General features: G+C 70.1%; 16 protein-coding genes. 5 read left to right on the plus strand and 11 right to left on the minus strand.

Annotation, left to right across the window (positions count from 1 at the left end; genetic code table 11):
• Position 1: 1 nt before the first annotated feature.
• The 9 genes from AB0B94_RS02825 to AB0B94_RS02865 form a co-directional block, all read right to left on the minus strand.
• Positions 2 to 3,697 carry a discoidin domain-containing protein gene (locus AB0B94_RS02825; RefSeq protein ID WP_357267667.1) on the minus strand — a complete coding sequence of 1,232 codons (3,696 nt, stop codon included), beginning with the start codon at positions 3,695 to 3,697 and terminating at the stop codon, positions 2 to 4.
• Between the two features lie 177 nt (positions 3,698 to 3,874).
• Positions 3,875 to 6,772, minus strand: coding sequence for a discoidin domain-containing protein (locus AB0B94_RS02830; RefSeq protein ID WP_357267669.1), 2,898 nt, complete (start codon positions 6,770 to 6,772; stop codon positions 3,875 to 3,877).
• A 143-nt stretch (positions 6,773 to 6,915) separates the two neighbouring features.
• Complete coding sequence (locus AB0B94_RS02835) at positions 6,916 to 8,574, minus strand: glycoside hydrolase family 13 protein (protein WP_357267672.1); 1,659 nt, start codon at positions 8,572 to 8,574, stop codon at positions 6,916 to 6,918.
• A 101-nt stretch (positions 8,575 to 8,675) separates the two neighbouring features.
• Positions 8,676 to 9,563 carry a carbohydrate ABC transporter permease gene (locus tag AB0B94_RS02840; RefSeq protein WP_357267674.1) on the minus strand — a complete coding sequence of 296 codons (888 nt, stop codon included), beginning with the start codon at positions 9,561 to 9,563 and terminating at the stop codon, positions 8,676 to 8,678.
• An 11-nt stretch (positions 9,564 to 9,574) separates the two neighbouring features.
• Positions 9,575 to 10,531 carry a sugar ABC transporter permease gene (locus tag AB0B94_RS02845; RefSeq protein WP_091395964.1) on the minus strand — a complete coding sequence of 319 codons (957 nt, stop codon included), beginning with the start codon at positions 10,529 to 10,531 and terminating at the stop codon, positions 9,575 to 9,577.
• Between the two features lie 86 nt (positions 10,532 to 10,617).
• Positions 10,618 to 11,997, minus strand: a complete 1,380-nt coding sequence (locus AB0B94_RS02850) for an extracellular solute-binding protein (protein WP_357267676.1) — start codon at positions 11,995 to 11,997, stop codon at positions 10,618 to 10,620.
• A 333-nt stretch (positions 11,998 to 12,330) separates the two neighbouring features.
• Positions 12,331 to 13,335, minus strand: a complete 1,005-nt coding sequence (locus AB0B94_RS02855; protein WP_112677526.1) for a LacI family DNA-binding transcriptional regulator — start codon at positions 13,333 to 13,335, stop codon at positions 12,331 to 12,333.
• Positions 13,316 to 13,489 carry a hypothetical protein gene (locus AB0B94_RS02860; protein ID WP_357267679.1) on the minus strand — a complete coding sequence of 58 codons (174 nt, stop codon included), beginning with the start codon at positions 13,487 to 13,489 and terminating at the stop codon, positions 13,316 to 13,318. The genes AB0B94_RS02855 and AB0B94_RS02860 overlap by 20 nt, the downstream gene beginning before the upstream one ends.
• Positions 13,490 to 13,576: 87 nt before the next feature.
• The gene (locus AB0B94_RS02865) at positions 13,577 to 15,064 is read right to left on the minus strand and encodes an FAD-dependent oxidoreductase (protein WP_357267681.1); all 1,488 of its coding nucleotides are present in this window, start codon (positions 15,062 to 15,064) and stop codon (positions 13,577 to 13,579) included.
• Between the two features lie 80 nt (positions 15,065 to 15,144).
• Here AB0B94_RS02865 and AB0B94_RS02870 point away from each other — a divergent pair, with 80 nt between their 5' ends.
• Positions 15,145 to 16,221, plus strand: coding sequence for a serine hydrolase domain-containing protein (locus AB0B94_RS02870; protein ID WP_357267683.1), 1,077 nt, complete (start codon positions 15,145 to 15,147; stop codon positions 16,219 to 16,221).
• Here the strand turns inward: AB0B94_RS02870 and AB0B94_RS02875 are convergent, their stop codons facing one another.
• Together AB0B94_RS02875 and AB0B94_RS02880 are read right to left on the minus strand one after the other, a co-directional pair.
• Positions 16,222 to 17,547, minus strand: a complete 1,326-nt coding sequence (locus AB0B94_RS02875) for a deoxyribodipyrimidine photo-lyase (protein WP_357267685.1) — start codon at positions 17,545 to 17,547, stop codon at positions 16,222 to 16,224.
• Positions 17,544 to 18,467 carry a phytoene/squalene synthase family protein gene (locus AB0B94_RS02880; protein WP_238672784.1) on the minus strand — a complete coding sequence of 308 codons (924 nt, stop codon included), beginning with the start codon at positions 18,465 to 18,467 and terminating at the stop codon, positions 17,544 to 17,546. Before AB0B94_RS02880 ends, AB0B94_RS02875 begins: the two co-directional genes overlap by 4 nt.
• A gap of 65 nt (positions 18,468 to 18,532) precedes the next feature.
• Between AB0B94_RS02880 and AB0B94_RS02885 the strand changes: the two genes are divergently transcribed.
• From AB0B94_RS02885 to AB0B94_RS02900, 4 genes are read left to right on the plus strand one after another with little or no spacing between them, the layout of a single operon-like run.
• On the plus strand, positions 18,533 to 19,675 hold the full coding sequence (locus AB0B94_RS02885; protein WP_357267688.1) for a polyprenyl synthetase family protein: 1,143 nt from the start codon (positions 18,533 to 18,535) through the stop codon (positions 19,673 to 19,675).
• 28 nt (positions 19,676 to 19,703) lie between these two features.
• Positions 19,704 to 21,185 (plus strand): phytoene desaturase family protein, encoded by a 1,482-nt coding sequence (gene crtI / locus AB0B94_RS02890; RefSeq protein ID WP_357203073.1) that lies wholly within the window; start codon positions 19,704 to 19,706, stop codon positions 21,183 to 21,185.
• On the plus strand, positions 21,182 to 21,802 hold the full coding sequence (idi, locus tag AB0B94_RS02895) for an isopentenyl-diphosphate Delta-isomerase (protein ID WP_357267690.1): 621 nt from the start codon (positions 21,182 to 21,184) through the stop codon (positions 21,800 to 21,802). Before crtI ends, idi begins: the two co-directional genes overlap by 4 nt.
• Positions 21,792 to 22,736 (plus strand): MerR family transcriptional regulator, encoded by a 945-nt coding sequence (locus AB0B94_RS02900; protein WP_357267692.1) that lies wholly within the window; start codon positions 21,792 to 21,794, stop codon positions 22,734 to 22,736. The genes idi and AB0B94_RS02900 overlap by 11 nt, the downstream gene beginning before the upstream one ends.
• Positions 22,737 to 22,770 lie beyond the last annotated feature (34 nt).

Here is a 22,770-nt window from a genome sequence, read left to right on the forward strand (position 1 = left end):
CTCAGTTGCGGATGATGGTGAACGTCGAGGTGGGGTTCTGGATGTCCACCGCGTTGTTGCTCAACCGGAGGTTGGTGAAGGTGACGGACCCGACGGCCGGCCCCTGCCCGGCCTCCGGCATCGGGTTCGCCCAGATGGCGAAGCCGGACTTCGCGTCGTAGGCGTCCCCGCTCTTGCGGGCACCGCTGATCGAGACGTTCGTGAAGACCGTGTCGGTGATCGGGTTCTGCGGCTGCCCACCGACGTAGTTGGTCTGGAACATGATGCCGCTGTAGGTCGGATCGATGATGTCGACGTCGCTGACCCGGATGCCCTGGAACACCTTCGAGGCGGAGAAGACCCAGATCGCCGGGAAGGTCTGCCCACCCCAGAAGTGACCACCGGCCCGCACGATCGAGATGTTCTCGAACCGGGTCGGCGGGTTGGCGCCGAAGCCGTTCATCGGGTAGCCGAAGTCCAGCGAGCTGATGGTGATGCCCGAGTAGACCAGGGTGTCCGCGATGTAAATGTTGCGGAACGTGTTGCCGTATCCGCCGTACACGGCGACACCGGCGGCCCGCCAGGTGAGGGTCGAGGTCAGGTTCTCGTAGATGTTGTCCTTCATGTCGGCGCCGCCCGCGTCGATGGCCGAGAACAGCGCGAAGCTGTCGTCGCCGGTGGCCCGGGCGTCGTTGTTGCTGACCAGGTTGTTGGTGCTCCCGTTCGTCATGTTGATGCCGTCGGCGAACATGTTCCGGATCCGGGAGTTCTTGATCGTCATGTAGTCGGTGTTCGCGCCCCAGTAGAGGCACACCATGTGCTCGTTCCAGATGTTGTCGATCACGATGTTCGACACGTTGGCGAAGTCGAACACCTTGCCCGGACCGTCGATCCGCGAGGTGTAGTTGCCGAAGTAGGCGAAGTTCTTGAAGGAGGAGTTCGCCGCCGAGTTCTCAGCCCGGAAGCCGATGTCGGTGTTGTCCTGGCCCGACGGGGCGTTGAACCGGGTGTACCAGGGACCGGCGCCGGTCACCTGGACGGCCTTGCCGTACACCTGGAACTTCGACGAGGTGGAGTAGTTGCCGGCCGGCAGGTACACCCCGATCAGGTTGCCGGTGGTGTCCATCCGCACCCGGTCCAGGGCGTTCTGCACGTCCTGGTGGGTGAAGCCGGTCGGCGTGGTGTAGCGCGCCGGGTCCGGGTTGGCGATCGGCGCCACCTGCTCGGTGTTGATGAAGTCGATGGCGTACGTGGTGGTGTTGGCCGGGTCCTTCTGGAGACGGATCTTGCTGCCGGCCGGGACAGTGGAGTTGAGCATGACGTTGGCTTCGTCGTAGATGTGCCGCGGTCCGCCCGCGCTCGGCGAGTTGCCCGGGCTGGCCTCGTTGCCGTAGAGCCAGGCGTACCGGGACGTCAGGTCGATGGCCTTGTGGAAGGTGCCGTTGACGTAGACGTTCAGTGTCGAGTTGATCCCACCGCCGCCCGGCGCGTCCGGGATGGAGAAGCGGGTGACCAGCGTGTTGGTGCTGGCCCGGGTGGTGAACTCGACATAGCTGCCCGTCGAGTTGAGGGTCACCGCCCGCCGACCGGACGCCTCGCCGGCCAGGTCGCCGATCTCCCGGTTCGGTCCGACGACGCTGGCGCCGCCGCCGATCACACCGTCCTCGGCCTCGTACATGTCGTACGGCATGTTGGCGCCGCGACCGACGAAGAGCGGCCGGTCAGTGGTGTTGTTGGCCTGCTTCACCGGCAGCTCGTTGCCGTCCACGGCGAGCACCACCCGGACGGTGTACTTGCCGTTCGCGGCGGTCCAGGTGCCCAGGCTGATCGGGCCGACGGTGGCGCCGGCGTTGATCACGCCCGAGTACGAGCCGGTCAGGGTACGGACCGCGGTGCCGGACTCGTTGAGCACTGTCAGGGTGATGCCGTGCGCACCGGAGGCGGACGCCTGGTTGCCGGCGTTGCGGATGGACACGGAGAAGGTCACTGTGTTGCCCGCCGACGGGTTGCCCGGCGACCAGGCGACCGCCGAGGCGACCAGGTCGGAGGTGGCGACCGCGGCGACGACCAACGGGCTGGGGTTGGTGTAGCTGTTGTTTGTGTCGTCCTGCTCGACGACGGTGTTCGACTCGTCGACCTTGGCGCTGAGCGGGTAGCTGCCCGAGTCCCGGGTGCCGATGCTGGCGCTGACGGTGGTCGAGGCACCGGCCGCGAGACCGCCGACCGAAGCCGTGCCCACCCGGGTGGAGCCCAGGTAGAAGTTGACGTTCGTCGCGCCGGAAGCCGCCGAGCCCGCGTTACGCACCGTCGCGGAGAGCGTGATGGTGCTGGTCTCCACCGGTGCGGACGGGCTGAACGACATGCCGGTGACGGTCAGGTCCGGGTTCGGCGCCGGAGTTCCGAAGACCTGGAACTCAGCGACCTGACCGGCCGGAGCACCGGTGTTCGAGGCGATCGAGAGCCGTACGTCGGCCGCCGCGCCGGAGACCGGGATGGTCACCGTGTTGCCGCTGTTCGGGTTGAAGCTGTAGTTCGCCGCGCCGACCAGTGTGGTGAAGCTCGACGAGCCCTGGTCCCGGCCGAGCACCGTGATGTTCTGGGTACGCGCGCCCCACGCCGAGTCCGGGTTGAGCTTCACGACGACCTGGCTGAGGCTGGCGTTCGCCCCGAGCTGCACCGTCAGCGTGCTCGGGTTGCCGTTGCCCTCCCAGTAGGTGGCCACGTTGTTGTCGTTGGCGTTGGTCGCCACGAACGTGTGCACGAACCCGGAGGCGCTGATCGGCTTGCCGATCGCCAGGTTGGAACCGGTCGGCGGGTTGCCGGTGCCGGTCCGGGTCACCGTGTTGCTGTTCGCCGACTGGTTGCCGGCCGCGTCCTTGGCCCGCACGTAGTACGACACGGTGGCGCTTGTCGGCTGGCTGTCGGTGTACGTGAGCGTCGAGCCGTTGACGCTGCCCCGCAGCGCGCCGTTGGCGTAGACGTCGTAGCCGGTCACCCCGACGTTGTCGGTGGACGCCAACCAGGTGAGCCGGATCTGTCCGCTGGCCGGCTGGGTGTAGGCCAGGTTGCCCGGCACGCTGGGTGCCTGGGTGTCGGTGCTGCCGGTGGCGCCGTACACCTCGACCTCGGAGAGCTGCGCGGCCGGCCAACCGGTGTTGCCGGTGACCTGCACGCGTACGTAGCGGGTGCTGGCCGCGGTGAAGCTGACGGTCGCGGTGTTGCCGCTGCTCGGGTTGAAGGTGTAGCCGGCGGACGCCTTCAGGGTGGTGAAGGACGAGCCGTTGGTCGAACCCAACACCGACAGCGTCTGCGTACGGGTCTGCCAGTCCGACGCGGGTGGCAGCTTGAGCACCACCCGGTCCACGCTGACAGTGGCGCCCAGGTCCGCCTGGATCCACTGCGGGAACGCGTTGTTGGCGCTCTCCCAGTAGGTCGACGCGTTGCCGTCGTTGGCGTTGCCCGCGACGTAGTTCTGGTTGTAGCTGCTGGCGGTCATGGTGGCGGAGAGCCCGGCGAGCATGGCCACCCGGGCGGCGGCCGCGGACGGGTCGGCCGCCGGTGCCGCGCTCGCCATGGGGGTGACGACCGGGGCGGTGGCGAGGAGCATCCCGGCGAGCGCGCCGGCGAGCATCCGACGGCGGCCGGTGCGGGCGGTGCGGGGGACGGTGGTGGGCGCGCCGGTTTGCGGCGTGCCTCGTCTGGTGCCGGTCCTGGACATGGGGTCGCTACACCTCTTTCGGGGGTGGGTGTGGGTGCGTTGTCCGGTGACGGGTGCACTGGTACGCCCGTCGTTCCGCGACAGGTGGGGGACGGTGCGGGTTGGGGACGGGGTCGGACGGCCGGCGCGGCGCTGCGCCGGGGGTGCCCCCGCCCGGTCCGGGCGGGGGCAGCCGATCTAGCTGGAGTAGACCTCGAACTCGCTGAGCTGACCGGCCGGCCAGCCGCTGTTGCCGGTGACTGTCAGCCGCAGGTACCGCTGGGTGGTCGCCGTGAAGGTCACCGTGACCGTGTTGCCGCTGGCCGGGTTGAAGCTGTAGCCGGCCGACGCTTTCAGGGTGCTGAACGTCGAGCCGTTGGTGGATCCGAGCACCGCCAGCGTCTGCGTACGCGTCTGCCAGGCCGATGACGGTGGGAGCTTCAGCACGACCCGGGACACCGACCGGTCAGCGCCCAGGTCCACTGTCAACGACTGTGGGAAGGCGTTGTTGGCGCTCTCCCAGTAGGTGTTCGCGTTGCCGTCCACCGCGTTGGGGGCGGCGTACACGTCGGAGTGGCTGGTCTCGGTGATCGACCGTCCGGCCGCCAGGTTGCCGCTGGGGGGCGGCGTGGTCGGTGGTGGCGTGGTCGGTGGTGGTGTGGTGGGCGGCGGGGTGGTCTGGGTGCCGCCGTACACCTCGACCTCGGAGAGTTGCGCTGCCGGCCAGCCGGTGTTGCCGGTGACGGTGACCCGGATGTAGCGACGGCCACCGGAGGGCAGCCCGATCGACACCGTGTTACCCGCACCTGGGGCGAAGACCCTACCGGCGGACGAGGCCAGAGTGGTGTACGACGACCCGTCGGTGGAGCCGAGCACCGACAGGGTCTGGGTGCGTTGCTCCCAACCGCCGGGCAGCTTGAGCGCCACCCGGTCGACCGACCGGGACGCACCCAGGTCGATGGTGACCGACTGAGGGAAGGCGTTGTTGGCGCTCTCCCAGTACGTCGACGCGTTGCCGTCCACCACGTTGGCGGCCGTGTAGCTCTGGTTGGTGCTGGTCGCCGTCGTGGACCGGCCCAGTGCCAGGTTGCCGCTGGTCGGCGGCGGGGTGGTGGGCGGCGGGGTGGTGGGTGGCGGGGTGGTGGGCGGCGGGGTGGTCGGCGGCGGGGTGGTCGGCGGCGGCGAGGTGGGTCCGCCGCCCCACTGCGGGTTCGGCCACGGGCCGCAGTACGGGGTCGGGGTGTACCAACCGGAGTTGCCCGAACCCTGGGTGATCTGGAAGCCGGTGCCCACGCAGTTGTGCATCGGGTTGCTCTGCGCGATGTTCGTGGCCCGCACGTTGGTGAACGACACCTGGCTGTTCGCCTGCACCTGGAGCGCGTACGTGCCGGCGCCGTCGATCCGTACGTTGTTGAGGTTGATCCCGTTGGTCTGGCCCTCGATCCAGTGCAGCGCCGCGTACGAGCTGTCCAGGATGTCGGTGTCGGTGATGTTGATGGTGGGGTTCTGGAACGCCTCGTTGAGCGCGGAGAACCAGATCGCCCCGACACCGAAGTTCCAGTTGTAGTCCGAGTTGCCGTTACGGATCAACGTGTTCCGGGCGATCGTCCAGGTGCCCTGGACTCCGGTGGCGCCCTGCACGCCGGGGTAGCGGTTCGCGACGTGGATGCCGCCGCCGTTGGTCAGCGAGTCGGCAGTCACGTTGTCGGTGATCTTGATGTCCCGACCGCCGTAGCTGACCAGGTGGTTCGCCAGCAGCGTCACCCCGATGGTGTTGTGGGTGAAGGAGTTGTTGACGTTCGGCACGCTCTGCGCCCACATCGCCAACGCGTCGTCGCCGGTGTTGCGGACGAACGTGTTCGTCACCGTCGAGTTGGTCACCCCGGTGTGGAAGTTCACCCCGTCCGCTGTCTGGTCCAGGATCCGGCTGTTACGGATGGTGAAGTTGTCCATCGGGCCGTCCATCCACGCCCCGACCTTGGTGTTCTCCAGCCAGAGGTTGTCCACCACCGAGTTGGTCATCGCCCCGCCCAGGGCGTTCACCTGGTCGTCGTCGACCCGCTCGCGGATGTCGCCGATGATCGCGAAGTCCCGCAGCGTGACGTTGCGGCTGGGCCCGTTCGCCTCGTGTGCGCGGACCGGGCCGGTGTAGCCGCCACCGGGGACGTACTTGCCGTAGATGCCGACGGATCTGTTCCGCTCGGTGGGGTGCCGGCCGCCGAGCACCGAATACCAGGGGCCCGCACCGCGCAGCGTCACCCCGTCGACCACCACGTGGTCCCAGAGGGTGAAGGTGCCGGTCGGGATCCAGACCGCCCGGCCCTGGGCCTTGCCGGCGTCCACCGCCGCCTGGAACTTCGCCGTCGAGTCGGTCGCGCCGCTCGGGTCGGCGCCGAAGTCGGTGACCACGTCGAGCACACCGGAGGGCTTCGTGATCGCCGGGGCGACCAGCTCGAAGTCGGCCAGGTCGATGGTGAACGTGGGCGACTGCGCGGTCGAGGAGACCTGGAGCCGGATCTTCGTGCCGGCCGGCTGGGTGCTGCCGAACAGCGCCCGGGTCTCGTCGTAGAAGTGGTGCGGGTTCGTGTCACCCGGGTTGTTGTTGAACGGGTATCCGCCGTAGTACCAGCCGTACTTCGACGTCACCGGGACCGACTTCAGCAGCGCCCCGTTGGCCCGCAGGTCGATGGCGGCGTCCCGACCGGTGCCGGCCGGGCTGTCCGGCAGGCTGTAGCGGAAGGTCACCGCGTTGGCCGGGGCGGTGAGGGTGAACTCGACGTACTCGCCGACGGCGTCGAGGGTGACCGCCTCCCGGCCCGACGCCTCGGACGGCAGCGTGCCGTAACGCCGGTCCGGGCCGATCTTCGTGCCGTTGTGAGCGGTCTCCTCCGCCTCCTGCTCGACGAACGGAACTGTCGCGCCCCGGTTGGGGATGTCGAAGGGGGACAACCCCGCCGCCGAGGCCGGGGTCGCGGTGCCGGTGACAGCGAGAACGGTGACCGAGGTGGCGGCGAGCACTGTGGCGGCGATGGCGGCCAACAGCGCCCGGGTCGGGTGTCGAAGGTGGTGCGGGGTGCCGGTGGTGTGGTTGGCCATGAGCTGCGCTCTCCCTTTCGTCAGGCAGGCCAGGTCCCCCCGTGTCGGTGCGGTGTCGCGCGTCCCCCCTCGGTTCTCCCTTCTTGGTGGCGTGGTGCCGGCGGCCGGGACGGGCCGCCGGCACCACGGCGGGCAGAGTCAGGTCAGGCCGGGCCGTCCGCCCCGCGCGGCCCGTCGGTGAATTCGGCGGTACGCAGCCAGACCGCTGTGTCGGACGGCAACAACCCGTCGTCGAGCGGTCCGCTGGCCAGCAGCAACTCCCCCTGAGCTGGCATCGGAACCGGCGCGGCGGACAGGTTGACCAGGCAGGTGAAGCCACCGCCACGGCTGAACGCCAGCACCCCGTCCGGGGCGGGCAACCAGGTCAGCTCACCGTCACCGAGCGCCGGGTCGGCCCTTCGGGCCTGGATCGCCGCCCGGTACAGCTCCAGCATCGAGGCCGAGTCGCCGGTCTGCGCGCTGGCCGTCCGGTCCTTCCAGTCGGCCGGCTGCGGCAGCCAGGGCGCTGCGGCACCAGCGGGGCTGAACTCGAACGGCGGCTCGTCCCCGGCCCACGGCAGCGGTACGCGACAGCCGTCCCGACCGGGGTCGATCCGGCCGGACCGCTCCCACATCGGGTCCTGTCGCATCGCGTACGGGATGTCCTCGACCTCGTAGAGGCCCAGCTCCTCGCCCTGGTAGACGTAGGCGGCGCCGGGCAGCGACAGTGAGAGCAGCGCGGCGGCGCGGGCCCGGCGGGTGCCCAGCTCCAGGTCGGTGGGGGTCCCCTCGCGTTTGGCGGCGAAGCTGAACCGGGTGTCCGCGCGACCGTAGCGGGTGACGTGCCGGGTGACGTCGTGGTTCGAGAGCACCCAGGTGGCCGGCGCGTTGACCGGTGCGTGCGCGCTCAGCGTCCCGTCGATGCTCTCCCGCAGCGCCGCGGCGTCCCACGCGCAGCCGAGGAAGTCGAAGTTGAACGCCGCGTGCAGCTCGTCCGGGCGCAGGTAGTTGGCGAACCGCTGCCGGTCCGGCAGCCACACCTCACCGATCAGCGCCCGGTCGGCGTACTCGTCGGCGACCCGACGCCAGCCCCGGTAGACGTCGTGCACCCCGTCCAGGTCGTGGAACGGGTGCGGCTGATCCGGTAGGACCTCGGGCAGCGTCGCGTCCTTGACCAGCAGCCCGGCCGAGTCGATCCGGATGCCGTCCACGCCCCGGTCGAACCAGAACCGCAGGATGTCCTCGAACTCCTCCCGCACCCGCGGGTGGTCCCAGTTGAGGTCCGGCTGTTGCGGGGCGAACAGGTGCAGGTACCAGTCGCCGGGGGTGCCGTCCGGGTTGGTGGTGCGCGTCCAGGTCGGCCCGCCGAACTCGCCGATCCAGTCGGTGGGCCGCTCGTCGCCGTTGGGGCCGCGGCCGGGCCGGAACCAGAACAGGTCCCGTTCGGGCGCGTCGGGCCCGCCGGCGAGGGCAGCCTGGAACCAGGGGTGCGCGTCGGAGCAGTGGTTGGGCACCACGTCGACGATGGTCCGGATGCCCAGCTCGTGCGCCTCGGCGATCAGCGCCTCCGCCTCTGCGAGGGTGCCGAAGACCGGGTCGATGTCGCGGTAGTCGGAGACGTCGTAGCCGGCGTCCGCCATCGGGGACGGGTACCAGGGGCTGAACCAGATCGCGTCGACGCCGAGCGCGGACAGGTGGTTCAGCCGGGACCGGATGCCGGCGATGTCGCCGATGCCGTCGCCGTTTCCGTCGGCGAAGCTCCGGGGATACACCTGGTAGATCACCGCTCCCCGCCACCACGGACTTCTGTCAGCTGTGGACACGAGCACCTGCTTTCTGCGTCAGTACGTCGGCGAACTCGCCGGACCTGGTCATGTGTGGGGCGAACTGTCGTTGTTCGCCGCGGGGACGGATGCGGTGGTGGTCAGCCCTTGATGCTGCCCGTGGTCAGACCGGACATGATGTTCCGCTGGAAGATCAGGAAGATGATGACCGTCGGGATCGCGGCGATGACCGACGCGGCGATCACCACGTTCATCGGCGTGCCACCGGCGAAGGTGTAGATGCCGACGCTCACCGTCCGGGTCTCGGGCGAGGGCATGACCAGCTTCGGCCAGAGGAAGTCCTTCCACACCGCCGTCACCGCGAAGATCGACACTACGCCGAGGATGGGACGCGACAGCGGCAGGATGATCGACCAGAGCGTGCGCAGCGACGTCGCCCCGTCCATCAGGGCCGCCGCCATCAGCTCCTCGGGGATCGAGTCGAAGAACCGCTTCAGCAGGAAGATGTTGAACGCGTTGGCGACCATCGGCAGCCAGATGGCGAACGGTGAGTCCAGCAGGTTGATGTGCAGGATCGGCAGGTCGAGCACCGTCACGTACTGCGGGACGATGAGGACCATGGCCGGGATCATCAGCGTGGCGAGCATCAGCCCGAGGATCGCGTTGCCGAAGATCGGCCGAAGCTTGGACAACGAGTACGCGGCGGCGCTGTCGAAGACCAGTTGGAACAGCACCGCGCCGATCGCGTAGTAGAAGGTGTTGAAGAGCAGCTTGGCGAGGGCCAGGTTGTTCCACGCGTCGATGTAGTTCTGCGGCTGCGGGTCCTTCGGGAACAGCGACGGAGGGGTCTGCGCGATCTCCTGGCCGGACTTGAGCGCCCCGGTGACCATCCAGTAGAGCGGCCCGAGGAAGACCAGCGTGAACCCTGCCACCACGACGACCAGCAGCGTCCAGTAGATGACCCGGCCGCGCCCCCGGCTGAGCTGGGATTGAGAGATGAGGGTCCGGGTTCCGGAATCCTGTGCCATTCCTCGCCGTCCTAGTCCTGTTTCGCAGTCAGCCGCACGTACACGGCGGAGAAGCCGGCCAGCACCACGAGCATGATCACGCCCAGCGCGGCGGCGCCGTTGAGGTCGTTCTGGAAGAACCCGTGCTGGTAGATGAGGTACGCCACGGAGGTCGCCGAGTCCTCAGCGCCCGCGCCGTTGGCGAGGATCAGGGGCTCGATGAAGAGCTGCATGGTGGCGACGATCTGCAACATCGCCAGGAGCGCGAGGATCAACCGGGTCTGCGGGATCGTCACGTGGACGATCCGCCGCCAGATCCCGGCGCCGTCGAGCTCCGCCGCCTCGTACAGCTCACCGGGGATGTTCTGCAACGACGCCAGGTAGATCAGCACAGCGCCGCCCATGTTCATCCAGGTCGACGCGAGCACCATCGCCGGCATCGTCATCTCCGGCGACTGCATCCACTGCGAGGTGGGCAGGTGCAGCGCCTTGAGGATCGCGTTGAACAGCCCGGCCTCGCTCGGGTCGTACGCGTAGAACTTGAAGAGGAACAGCGCCGAGGCCGGCGGCAGCATCACCGGCAGGTAGACCAGGATCCGCAGGTACCCCTTGGCGTGGCGGAACTCGTTGAGCAGGATCGCCACGAAGAACGGCACCACGTAGCCGAGGGCCAGCGCCAGGACGGTGAAGTAGAAGGTGTTCTGCCAGGCCGTCCAGAAGCTGGGGTCGGCGATGATGCGGGAGTAGTTGTCCCAGCCCACCCAGGTGGTCTCGCCGCGCCGGGTGCGCTGGAAGCTCATCACGATGCCGCGGACCATCGGGTACCAGGAGAAGACGACGAAGCAGAGCACCGCCCCGATCAGGAACGCGTGACCGGTGAGGTTGTCCCGTACCTTGCGGCCGAGGCTGGTGCGCTGCGGCCTCGCCGAGTACGGCGACGGCGGGCGGCCCGGTTTCCTGGGGGTCTCCGGGACGGTGGTGATCGCCAAGGCAACTCCTGGGTGAGTCGGTGACGTCGAGATGTGGTGCGGGTGGCGTGGGGGTCGGGTCGGCGTCCCGACCCCCACACGATCGGTCAGCTCTCGGCGGCGAGGAGCTGGTTGACCTTCTCCTCAGCGGTCTTGAGCAGTGCGTCGATGTTCGAGTTCGGGTTGGTCAGCACACCCGACATCGCGGCGTCGAGCACCGCGTAGACGGCCTGGGCGTTGCGCGGCTCACCCTTGATCGGGACCGGGGTCGCCTCGAAGAGCGCGAAGTTCGCGGTGTCGACGTTCGCGTTCGCCTTGCGCAGCTCCAGCTCCTGCTTCTGCGCGTCACTGCCGTTGGCGAAGAGCAGCGGCTGGGGCAGACCGACCGGGTAGTTCTGCGGCTTGGCCCGGACGTAGTCGAACTGGCCCTTGCCCGGGGTGAGCTTCTGGTACGCGATCCACTTCAGACCGGCCTTGACCTGCTCGGGAGTGAGGTCCTTCTTGAAGAAGTAGCCCTCGCCACCACCGAGCGTCCCCTTCGCCGCGCCGTCCTGGCCGGGCAGCGGAGCCATCGCCCAGTCCTGGAACTTGCCCTGGAACTGGCTGACGATCGCCTGGGTGGCGTCCGGCGCGCCGATGAACATGCCGACCTTGCCCGCGCCGGCGTTCGTCAGCAGGTCACCCCACTGGAGCAGCTGACGGGCGCCCATGCTGTTGTCGCCGTACCGCATGTCCTTGAGGTTCTGCAGGACCTGCTTGCCCATTGGGTTGTTGAAGTCGGCCTTCTTGCCGTCCTCGGTGAGCACCCGGCCGCCCTGCGAGTAGAGCAGGGAGGTGAAGTGCCAGCCGCCGGTGTTTCCGGCGCTGTACTCCGAGTAGCCGGCGATGCCGTTGCCGAGCGCGGAGATCTTCTTGGCGGCGGTCCGGACCTCGGCCCAGGTCTTGGGCGGGTTGTTCACGTCCAGCCCGGCCTGCTGGAACAGCACCTTGTTGTAGACCAGGCCCATCGAGTAGTTCTTCACCGGAACGGCGTAGAGCTTGCCGCCGTCGGTGAAGACCTCCTTGAGCGCCGGGTCGACGCTCTCCCAGGTCGGGATCGCGTCCTTGTTGACGTGCTGGCTGATGTCCATCGCCTGACCGGAGTCGAGCACCTGCTGGAGGTCGGTCATGTACCCGTAGAAGACGTCGGTCACGGTGCCACCGGCGAGGCGGGCGGTGAAGTCCGGCGGGTTGTTGCACTGCTCGCCGACGCTGACGCTCTTGATGGTGATGTCCGGGTTCTGCTTCTGGAACTCGGCGACGTCGTCGTTCCAGTTCTTCAACAGCTCTTTCTGGGCGCCGACCGGCTGGCAGTCGACAGTGATGGTGACCTTGCCACCTGCGTTCGAGCCCTTGTCGTCACTCTTCGTGGAGCATGCCGTGAGGCTGAGCCCCAGGCCGGCCACGAGCGCAACCGCCGCAGCCTTTCGGTATTGCGGTACGGACATCTGTCCATCCCTTCGGGAACGGGTGTCTCCAATGACCTTCGCTGATCTGCGGTGATACGACCTGACGCCCAGTAGCTGCGTCGGAGCCAGGTGTGAGTGGAGTCACTGTAGCGAGGCCGACTCATTTCGGCAAGGTATCGACCCTGTGCCGAAAGGACACGACGTGATGACGACAGATGTTGGCAAGGCGCTGAAAGCAGTCCTGTTTGCCGGCTATTGATCCCTTATGGCCGGTCATTCGGCCCTGTCGATGGCGACCGGGTCCAGCAACGACGAAAACGGCCGCCGACCGCGAGAGGCGGTCGACGGCCGAAGCGTCGTTCGGTGTGGTGCCTAGCGGCCGGGGGCGGGTGCGGTGGAACCCCGCACCACCAACTCCGGCTCGAACAGCAGCTCGTCCTGAAGGACGCCGGCACCCTCGATCTGGGTGACCAGCAGATCCACTGCGGCCTGCCCCATCGTCTCGATCGGCTGCCGCACGGTGGTCAACGGCGGATCGGTGCACGTCATGAAGGCGGAGTCGTCGAAACCCACCACCGACACGTCGGCCGGCACCGAACGCCCCAACCGTCGGGCCGCCCGGATCGTGCCCAACGCGAGCACGTCGCTGGCGCAGATGATGCCTGTCACGCCCCGCTCGACCAACTTCGTGGCGGCGACCCGCGCCCCCTCCATCGAGAAGCTGGAACGCTCGACGCACTCGGCGTCGCCCTCGTCCCAGCCGGCGGCCTGGACCATCGCGTCGAGCTTGCGCCGCGACGGCACGTGCCCCTCCGGGCCGAGCACCATGCCGATCCGTTCGTGCCCGAGCGAGCGCAGGTGCCCGTACGCCTGCTCCACCGCCACCGCGTCGTCAGTGGAGACCCGGGGGAAACCCAGCTCGTCCACACCGGCGTTGACCAGCACCACCGGAAGCCCTCGGTCGGTCAGCCGACGGTAGTGGTCGTGCCGGGCGTCGGCGAGCGCGTACGAGCCACCGGCGAAGATCACCCCGGAGACCTGGTGGTCGAGGAGCATCTCCACATAGTCCATTTCGGAGACCCCGCCGATGGTCCGGGCACAGAGCGCCGGGGTGTAGCCGCGCTGAGCGAGAGTGCCGGTGACCACCTCGGCCAGCGCCGGGAAGATCGGGTTCTGCAACTCGGGCAGCACCAGCCCGACCAGCCGGGCGCGTTCGCCGCGCAGCTTTGTCGGCCGCTCGTAACCGAGCACGTCCAGCGCCGTGAGCACGGCGGTGCGGGTCGCTTCGGAAACCCCGTCGCGGCCGTTGAGCACCCGGCTGACGGTGGCCTCGCTGACGCCCGCCTTCTTGGCAACTTCAGTCAACCGCTTGGTCACGGTCGCAATCGTACGTCACCTGGATGAAAGAAATGAACAGCAATCTGCCCGTCGTTTGCTGGCCCGCTGCCGCATTCTTCCCACCGTCGCCGATGCCGGCGACCATGATCGACTCGGTTTCAACGAGGTCGCGGGGTTCCAGTGCCCTGGACACCCCGACTTCCTGGAACGCGAGTGGATCATGCCCAGCCGCAGCGCGCGGGGCGCGCGGCATTGCCAGGGCCCTGAGGGCGGGCTGGGGTCAGGACAGGTCGCGTAGGGCGCTTTCGATGGCCCGGTGGAAGGTCGGGTACGCGTAGATCATGTGTCGGAGCTGACTCAGCGGCACCGCCGCATGCACCGCCACCACCAGCGCGGACAGCACCTCACCGCCGGCCGGGCCGGCCGAGGTGGCGCCGATCAGCACACCCTGGTCGGCGTCCGCCACGACCTTGATGAACCCGTCGTCGCCGACCCGGTGGATCCAGCCGCGCGTCGAGCTGCCGAGCTTGGTGAAACCCACCTGCACGTTGATGCCGCGTTCGCGGGCCTGCTGTTCGGTGAGCCCTACCGCGCCGATCTCGGGATCGGTGAAGGTCACCCGGGGCAGCGCGCGGTAGTCGGCGCGCGGGACGGTGCCGGCTGATCCGCTCGATCCGCTGGCGGCCAACGAGCTGGACGCGCCCATCGCTCCGCCGACCACGCTGGAGGTGCCGCTGGCGTCAGCCCCCGCCTTCGCCTGCCGGGCGCGGGCCAGGATGTCGGCGATCACGATCCCCGCCTGGTACATGGCGATGTGCGTGAAGGCACCCTCACCGGTGATGTCGCCGACCGCCCAGACCTGGTCCGTGACGTGCAGACGGTCGTCGACCGGGAGGTAACGCTGGCTGGCGTCCAGGCCGATCGTGTCCAGGCCCAGCTCGGCCAGGTGGGCCTTGCGCCCGGTCACCACCAGCAGCCGGTCGGCGGTGAACTGCGCGCCGCCGCCACCGTGCAGTGTGAACCTGGTCCCGTCGTGTTCGACCCGTTCCGCGCGTACCCCGGTGTGGATCTCCACGCCGTCGGCGCGCAGCGCCGCGGCGGCGACCTCGGACGCCTCGGGTTCCTCGATGGCCAGCACCCGGTCGAGCGCCTCGACCACTGTGACCCGGACCCCGAAGCGGGCGAAGACCTGCGCCAACTCCAGGCCGATAGCGCCGCCACCCAGCACGAGCAACGACTGCGGCAGCTCCTCGACCTCGATCGCCTGGTGGTTGGTCCAGTACGGCGTGTCGGCCAGGCCGTCGATCGGCGGCACTGACGGTCGGGTGCCGGTGCCCAGCACCACCCCGTGTCGGGCCTCGAACATCTGGTCACCGACGCGGACCCGGCGCGGACCGTCGAGCCGGCCGCTGCCCCGCACGAGCCGGCCACCCTTGCCGACGAACCGCTCCGCCGCGACAGTGTCGTCCCAGGTGTCGGTGGCTTCCTCGCGGATCCGCTTCGCCACCGGCGCCCAGTCGGGTTGGACCTGCGCCGTCCCGGCGAGCCCGTCGACCCGGCGAGCCTCGGCGAGTGCGTTGGCCGCTCTGATCATCATCTTGCTCGGGATGCAGCCCCAGTACGGGCACTCCCCGCCGACGAGATCCCGTTCGACGCCGACGACGCTCAGGCCGGCCTCGGCAAGCCGCTCGGCCACCTCCTCGCCGCCGACCCCGAGCCCGACCACCACCACGTCCACCAACTCCGGCTCCGCCACACCGAACAGCATCCCCCAGCGACACCACCCCAACCACCGGGGTCGGCGGAAAAGTCGGCACGCGCACCGGCCCGGACGCCTACCGTGGCCGGATGCACGCACGCTTCGCTCCGGTCCGGGACTGCTTCCACGACATGCTCGCCGCCGGCCGGGACACCGGCGCGGCCCTGACCATCTGGTACGACGGGCAGCCGGTCGTGGACCTGACCGGCGGCTCCCGCCGCGGCCACGGGCCGGGCGGCGAGCCGTGGCTGCCGGACACGCTGGTGAACGTCTACTCGGTCGGCAAGCCGGTGGCGGCGCTCTGCCTGTTGCTGCTCGTCGACCGGGGAGCTGTCGATCTCGACGCGCCGGTGGACCGGTACTGGCCCGAGTTCCGCACTCCCGCCACGGTGCGTCAGGTGTTGTCGCACACCGCCGGGCTGCCGGCCTTTCCGGTGCCGCGACCGGCCGCCGCGATCGCCGACTGGGCGCTGCTCACCGGCGACCTGGCCACCGCCGACCCCGAGTGGTCGCCGGGCTCGGTCGCCGGGGAACACGCCTGGACGTACGGGCATCTGGTGGGCGAGGTGGTCCGCCGCGTCGACGGACGGTCGGTGGGCCGCTTCCTGGCCGAGGAGATCGCCGACCGGTGGCAGCTCGACCTCGGGTTCGGGTTGACCGAGGCCGACCAGTTGCGCTGCGCGGACCTGCGGTACGCCGACCCGGGATGGCCGAGCCGGAAGCTCGGCGAGCCGGGGTCACTGCGGGCGCGAGCGTTGGGCAACCCGGCCGGCGGGCTGGACCTGGCCGTGCTGAACAGTCCGCTGTGGCGGGGCGCCGAGATGCCGGCCGTCAACCTGCACGCCACCGCCCCCAGCCTGGCCCGGCTCTACGCCGGCCTGCTGGCCGGTGGTGTCCTTGACGGGGTTCGGCTGTTCAGCCCCGACCTGGTGGCGGAGGCGACACGGGTCCAGTACGACGGGCCGGACCTGGTGTTGGATCGCGACGCCCGCTGGACGTTGGGTATGCAGTGGGAGCCGGACGGCAGCTGGGGCATGGGCGGCATCGGCGGCAGCAGCGCGTGGGCCGACCCCGAGCGCGGCTACACCTTCGCGTACGCCACCGCGCACCTCGCCGAGCACGACCGGGTGGACGAGCTGGTCGAGGCGTTGCACTCGGTGCTCTGATCAGCGCAGCCAGACGGGGTCGGTGCCGGGTACCGAGAGGGGCGGTGGGTAGTCGAGTGTCTGGCGCAGGGCCTCGGCCAGCCGCCATGGTTGGTGAATGGCCCTGCCCTGCACTGTCGCCAGCTCCGGCACCCACCGGCGCACGTAGTCGCCGTCCGGGTCGTACCGTTCGGCCTGCCGGACCGGGTTGAACCCCCGGTAGGGCTTCGTGTCGTTGCCGGTGCCGGCGACCCACTGCCAGTTGCCGGAGTTGTTCGCCACGTCCCCGTCGAGCAGCCAGCGGAAGAACACCGCAACCCCGGACCGCCAGTCCTGCCCGAGGTGCTTGGTCAGGTAGCCGGCGGTGATCAGCCGGGCCCGGTTGTGCATCCAGCCCTGTGCCAGCATCTGCCGCATCCCGGCGTCGACGATCGGCATCCCGGTGCGTCCCTCGGCCCAGGCCGCCAACGCGTCGTCGTCGTAGCGCCACTGCTCGGTGGCACCCCGCCGGTACGCCGCCGTCGAGATCTTCGGGAAGGCGGCGGTGACCTGGTAGTAGAAGTCGCGCCAGCAGAGCTGCCTGACGAACGGGCCGGACCGGTCGCCGGCGCGGTTCGCCACCGCCAGCGGGGACACACAGCCGAAGCGCAGGTACGGGCTGAGCCGGGACGTGTCGTCGCCGGCCATGTCGTCGTGCTGATCGCCGTACCGAGTCAGGTCGGGCAGCCAGTCGGTGAGCCGCCGCCCGGCGATCCGCTCACCACCGATGGCCGCGTCGGGCGAGTCTCCGGTCGGCAGCGCCGGCAGCCGGCCCACCCGCACCCGATCGGGCAGTGCGATCCGGCGCGGCGCGGCCAGCTCCTCGCGCCACCGGTTGGCCGCCCAGGCCCTGTGGTACGGGCTGAAAACCCGGTAGTGGTCCCCGCCGCCACCGGGCCGCAACGCGCCCGGCTCGACCACCGTCAACCCGGGAAACAGTCGCAGGTGCAGCCGGTGCCGCTCACACTCGGCGCGGAGTCGCCGCTCCCGGTGGACGGCGTAGTGGCTGACGTCGGCCGAGAGCGCGACGGCGGTGGCCCCGACCTCGTCGGCCAGCCGGATCGTCTCGGCCACCGGGTCGCCGTGCCGCAGCACCAGGTCGCCACCACGCTCACGAAGTTGGTCGCGCAGGTCGGCAAGGGCCTGGTGCAGGAAGCGGGTGCGGTTGGCGGAGAGGTCGGCCAGCGCCGGGTCGAGCACGTACAGCGGGACCACCTGGTCGAAGGCCGCGGCGGTGGTGGCCAGCGCCGGGTGGTCGTGCACCCGCAGGTCGCGGGTGAGGAGCACGATCGCCGTGCTCGCGGTCACCGGTTCTCCGGCTGGATCGTCGGCCCGGGAATGACTACCGGCGTACCGGTCGAGCTGAGCAGGGCCCGCGCGGCCACCGCCATCCGTCGGCGCTGCGGAACCAGGGCCCGCCGGACGAAGACGTCGTAGTCCTGCGCGGCCACCTCGTCGAGGATGCCGCCGTAGAGGGCGTACGCGGTGCGCATGCAGGCCTGTGAGGCGGGCGCCAGCATGGTGATGCCCGGTGCGGCGGCGGCGTAGTGCGCCTGGGCGCGGGTCACCTCGTACTCGATCAGCTCGCGGATCCGGGGGGTGACGCGGCCCCGGGCGCGGGCCTCGGCCAACTCCTCGCGGGTGACCCCGAACTTCGCCATGTCCTCGTCGGGCAGGTAGGTGCGGCCCCGGTCGAGGTCCTCGGCGACGTCCCGGATGAAGTTGGTGAGCTGGAAGGCGAAGCCGAGTTGTCGGGCCGGTTCCCGGGCCGCCACCGGGTCGGAGCTGCCCAGGATCGGCAGCATCATGGTGCCGATGACCGCCGCCGAGCCCTCCATGTAGTCGAGCAGGTGGTCGTAGGTCGGGTACGCGGTCACGGTCAGGTCCATCGCCATGCTCTTCAGAAACGACGCAAAGTCGTCCCGGTCGAGATCGAAGACGGCGATCGTGTGCAGCACGGCCGGCAACAGTGGGTCGTCAACCGGCGCACCGTGCAGACCGGCCACGAACTGGCTGGCCCAGCGGTCCAGCAGGGCGGCCCGCTCGGCCGGCGGCAGGTCCTCGGTGCGGTCGACGATCTCGTCCGCGTACCGCGTGAACCCGTAGAGGGCGTGCACATGTCGTCGTTTCCAAGCGGGGAGCAGGCGGGTGGCGAGATAGTAGGTGCGGCCGTGGCGTTTGTGCAGCTCACGGCACCGGTCATAGGCAGCGGTGAGATCAGTTTCCACCGGCCCTCCTCCATTTATCGACGCACCAATCGACGCAACTCGTAGCCTAGGGTACGCTCAGCCGCATGGCCAACGACGCAGTTGCGGGCAACGTGACCCGCGTGGCGCCGACAGGGCCGGGGGACGGGGACGATCCGGTCCGCGCCGTTCTGGCTGCTTATACCCACGATCTGGTCACGGCGGTCGACGAGACGCTGGACACCTTCCTCACCGCCGAGGTCGACAACCTCAACGACATCGACGCGTCGATGGGTCGCTTCGCCGCCACCGCGCGGGAGGCCGTCCTGACCGGCGGCAAGCGGATCCGCTCCACGTTCGCCTACTGGGGATGGCGTGGGGCCGTCGGTGGCACCGCGGCGCTGCCACCCGTGCTGCCCGCGCTGGCCGCGCTGGAGCTGCTGCACACCTTCGCGCTGGTGCACGACGACGTGATGGACGCGTCCACCACCCGCCGCGGCCGGCCCACCGCGCACGTCGCGCTCGCCGAACAGCACGTCGCCGCCGGCCACCGAGGTGATCCCGGCCGGTTCGGTGAAGCAGTCGCCGTGCTCATCGGCGACCTCTGCATGGTCTGGGCCGACCAGTTGCTGGCCCATGCCTCGGTGCCGTCGACGCGACTCTTCGAGGTGCGCCGCTGCTACGACCAGATGCGGGTCGAGACGGTCGCCGGGCAGTATCTGGACGTGCTCGGCGAGAACGACCCGGGCCGCTGGTCGGTCGACCGGGCACTACGGGTGGCCCGCTACAAGACCGCCAGCTACACCGTCCAGCGACCACTGCTCTTCGGTGCCTGCCTGGCCGGGTTGCCCGCCGACGACCCGCTGGTCTCCGCGTACACCCGCTATGGCCTGGCTGTCGGCGAAGCGTTCCAGCTCCGCGACGACCTGCTCGGCGTCTACGGCGACCCGGCGGCCACCGGCAAGCCGGCCGGCGACGACCTCCGCACCGGCAAACCGACCACGCTGCTGATGCTGGCCCGTGAGCTGGCCACGCCGGCACAGCTCACGGCGTTGGAGCGGGCCGCCGACGGACCGGTCGACACGCTCGCCGAGCTGGTCGCCGAGACCGGCGCGGTGACCCGGGTGGAGCAGATGATCGCCGAGCGGGTCAGCGACGCGCTGGCCACGCTCGACGCCGCACCCGTGGACCAGACGGCGCGGACCGCGTTGACCGGACTGGCCACCGCCGCTGCCAACCGGCGGGCCTGATGAGCGACTTGAGCGAGGAGGTGGTCACGTGCGGACTGTGACAGGACGGACGGACCGGGTGGTGGTCGTCGGGGCCGGGCTGGGCGGGCTCGCCTGCGCGCTGCACCTGGCCGGCAGTGGTCGACAGGTGACAGTGCTGGAGCGCGAGCCGGTGCCCGGCGGGCGGGCCGGACGCCTCGGCGTGGACGGCTACGAGTTCGACACCGGCCCGACGGTGCTCACCATGCCCGACCTGATCGCCGAGGCGCTCGGCGCTGTCGGCGAGGAGCTGCACGACTGGCTGGACCTGACGCCGCTCGACCCCGCCTACCGGGCGTACTACCCGGACGGCTCGACCCTCGACGTGCTCACCGACACCACCCGGATGGCTGCCGAGATCTCCCGGGTCTGCGGGCCCCGGGAGGCCGACGGCTACCTGCGGTTCGTCGAGTACGCGCGGGAGCTGTGGCGGCTGGAGCGCACCGACTTCATCGAGCGCAACCTGGACGCGCCGACCGACCTGATCACCGGCAACCTGCTCAAGCTGCTCAGCGGCGGGGCCTTCCGACGCCTCCAAACGAAGATCAACCAGTTCTTCCGGGATCCGCGTACCCAGCGGATCTTCTCCTTCCAGGCGATGTACGCCGGCCTCGCGCCGCACGACGCGCTGGCCATCTACGCGGTCATCGCGTACCTCGACTCGGTGGCCGGGGTCTACTTCCCACGCGGCGGCATCCACGCGGTCTCCAGGGCGATGGCCGGCGCGGCCGAGAAGCACGGCGTGCAGATCCGGTACGACACCACCGTCACCCGGGTGGAGACAGTGAACGGCCGCGCCACCGGCGTGCTCACCGCCGACGGCGACCTGGTCCCGGCAGACGTGGTGGTGCTCAACCCCGACCTGCCGGTCGCCTACCGGGACCTGCTCCCCGCCGCGCCGCAGCGCCGGCTCACCTACTCGCCGTCCTGCGTCGTTCTGCACGTCGGCTCCCGACAGGCCTATGCGAAGATCGCCCATCACAACATCCATTTCGGACGCGCGTGGAAGGGCACCTTCGATGAGGTCATCCGACGGGGTGAGCTGATGACCGATCCGTCGCTGCTGGTGACCAACCCGAGCCGGACCGACCCCGCTGTCGCACCGCCGGACCGACACACCTACTACGTGCTCGCCCCGGTGCCCAACCTGCACCGGGCGCCGTTCGAGTGGCGCGGCGACCTGACCCAGCGCTACACCGACCAGCTGATCGGCACCCTGGAGGAGCGCGGCTACGTCGGCTTCGGCGCCGGGGTCGAGGTGCTCCGGGCGATCACCCCCGCCGAGTGGGAGGAGCAGGGGATGGCCGCCGGCACCCCGTTCGCCGCCGCGCACACCCTCTTCCAGACCGGCCCGTTCCGCCCGTCCAACCTGCACCGCGACCTGTCGAACGTGGTCTTCGTCGGCTCCGGGACCCAACCCGGTGTCGGCGTGCCGATGGTGCTCATCTCCGGCAAGCTCGCCGCCGGCCGGATCACCGGAGAGGGCCGATGAGCGGTCGTGAGAAGCACCTCGTCGAACTCGTCGACGAGACCGGCAAGGCCCACGGCGAGACGACAGTCGCGGCAGCGCACCAACCGCCGGGGCAGTTGCACCGGGCCTTCTCGGTGCTGCTTGTGGATCCGGACGGCCAGGTGCTGCTCCAGCGCCGAGCCGGTGTGAAGACCCGGTTCCCGCTGCGCTGGGCCAACTCCTGCTGCGGCCATCCCCAGCCTGGCGAGTCGCTCGCCGAGGCGGCCAACCGACGGCTGAGCGAGGAGTTGGGCGCGGGTCCGGTCGAGCTGACCGAGGTCGGCATCTACGTCTACTACGCCGAGGACCCGGCGACCGGTCGGGTCGAGTTCGAGTACGACCACGTGCTGCGAGGCGAGTTCCTGCCCAGCGCTCCGCTACTGCCCGACCCGGACGAGGTGGCCGAGCTGCGGTGGGCCGACCCCGCCGCCCTGGAGGTCGAGTTGAAGCGTGACCCCCGGTCGTACGCGCCCTGGCTGGGCGGGGTGGTGAGCCGGCTGCTCCGCCCCGCGGCGTCCCGGTCGGGCGCAACCGGCCCGGCCATGACGCCGCCCGGATCGTCGGCGGCCGACACGGCGGAGCGGTCGGGTGGTCGATGAGGCGCTGAGCGCGGGCGCTGTCGCACGTCGGTTGGGGGTCGCGGTGACGACCCTCCGCACCTGGCACCAGCGCTACGGGCTCGGGCCCAGCGAACACATCCCCGGTCACCACCGCCGGTACACACCCACCGACCTGGCCCGTCTCGAGATCATGCGACGACTCACCGCCGAGGGGGTGAGCCCCGCCGAGGCCGCCCAGTGGGCCCGCCAGGCACCAGACCCGACGCCCAACGGCACCGTCGCTCCCGCCCGGATCCACCCCACCGGCCGTGACGGCGGCAGCTCCATCCCGGTCGGCCGCGCCGGTCCGGCGGCCCGCGGCCTGGCCCGGGCGGCCATGCGACTGGACGCGGCGGCGATCAGCGAGACCATCGCGCACACCCTGGCCGCCAGCGGGGTCGTCGCCACCTGGGAGGGCCTGCTGCGCCCGGTGCTCGTCGGCATCGGCGAGCGGCACGCCGCCACCGCCGGCCTGATCGAGGTGGAACACCTGGTGTCCCGCTGCGTCTCGGAGGCGCTCGCGGCGGCCAGCCGGGCCAACGTCCCCACCGGGCCGGCCCGGATCCTGCTCTCCTGCGCCGACGAGGAACAGCACACCCTGCCGCTGGAGGCGTTGGCGGCAGCTCTCGCGGAGGCCGGCGTCAGCTACCGGATGCTCGGCGCCCGGGTGCCGGTGGCCGCCCTCGTCGAGGCGGTCAACCGGACCGGCCCGGCCGCCGTGGTGCTCTGGTCGCACACTCGGGCCACTGCCGATCCGACCCAACTCAGCGCGCTGCTCGCCGCTCCCCGACGCCCGTTGCTGGTGCTCGCCGCCGGCCCCGGCTGGCGAGCCGACACGCTGCCCGCCGGGGTGGTGCGGCCGGTCGACCTGGCCGAGGCGGTCTCGCTCTCCGTCGCCGTCCGCGACTCCCTGGACCAGTCGAGGCGTGACTGATCGCACTGTCGCCGGATCGCGTCGTGAACTACCG

The sequence above is a fragment of the Micromonospora sp. NPDC048986 genome (assembly GCF_040649335.1).
In the GTDB taxonomy this organism is placed as follows: domain Bacteria; phylum Actinomycetota; class Actinomycetes; order Mycobacteriales; family Micromonosporaceae; genus Micromonospora; species Micromonospora alfalfae.

Coding starts and splice junctions, on each gene's coding strand:
- idi (WP_357267690.1), top strand. CDS start 21,182: ATGAGCGGTCGTGAGAAGCACCTCGTCGAACTCGTCGACGAGACCGGC.
- AB0B94_RS02840 (WP_357267674.1), bottom strand. CDS start 9,563: ATGGCACAGGATTCCGGAACCCGGACCCTCATCTCTCAATCCCAGCTC.
- AB0B94_RS02825 (WP_357267667.1), bottom strand. CDS start 3,697: ATGTCCAGGACCGGCACCAGACGAGGCACGCCGCAAACCGGCGCGCCC.
- AB0B94_RS02865 (WP_357267681.1), bottom strand. CDS start 15,064: ATGCTGTTCGGTGTGGCGGAGCCGGAGTTGGTGGACGTGGTGGTGGTC.
- AB0B94_RS02885 (WP_357267688.1), top strand. CDS start 18,533: ATGGCCAACGACGCAGTTGCGGGCAACGTGACCCGCGTGGCGCCGACA.
- AB0B94_RS02870 (WP_357267683.1), top strand. CDS start 15,145: ATGCACGCACGCTTCGCTCCGGTCCGGGACTGCTTCCACGACATGCTC.
- AB0B94_RS02830 (WP_357267669.1), bottom strand. CDS start 6,772: ATGGCCAACCACACCACCGGCACCCCGCACCACCTTCGACACCCGACC.
- AB0B94_RS02850 (WP_357267676.1), bottom strand. CDS start 11,997: ATGTCCGTACCGCAATACCGAAAGGCTGCGGCGGTTGCGCTCGTGGCC.